This window comes from Cupriavidus sp. WS, from assembly GCF_000395345.1.
GTDB classification, from domain to species: Bacteria; Pseudomonadota; Gammaproteobacteria; order Burkholderiales; family Burkholderiaceae; genus Cupriavidus; species Cupriavidus basilensis_B.
The window spans coordinates 1-412 of sequence record NZ_AQPL01000441.1; the positions used below are offsets into that span (position 1 = coordinate 1).

Here is a 412-nt window from a genome sequence, read left to right on the forward strand (position 1 = left end):
CGCCATGCGCAAGGCCAGCCCGGTTCTGCTCGAGCCGATGATGGCCGTGGAAGTGGAAACGCCGGAAGACTACACGGGTACCGTGATGGGCGATCTGTCGTCCCGCCGCGGCATCGTGCAGGGCATGGACGACATGGTGGGCGGCAGCAAGATCATCAAGGCTGAAGTCCCGCTGTCGGAAATGTTCGGTTATTCGACGTCGCTGCGCTCGGCCACGCAAGGCCGTGCCACGTACACCATGGAATTCAAGCACTACGCCGAGGCGCCGAAGAACATCGCCGAAGCGGTGATGGCGGCCAAGGGCAAGTAAGTAAAGCTTAACCGCCGCGCGCGACCCGCGCGGCGGTGCAATGAACTGTATAAAAGACTGCATTCCATTAGGAGCTGAAAAATGGCAAAGGAAAAGTTCGAG

1 pseudogene is annotated in these 412 nt (G+C 59.7%); it reads left to right on the top strand.

The annotated features are described in order from the left end of the window. A pseudogene (gene fusA / locus K206_RS39710) lies at nucleotides 1-310 on the top strand (elongation factor G); the annotation flags it as partial. Nucleotides 311-412 lie beyond the last annotated feature (102 nt).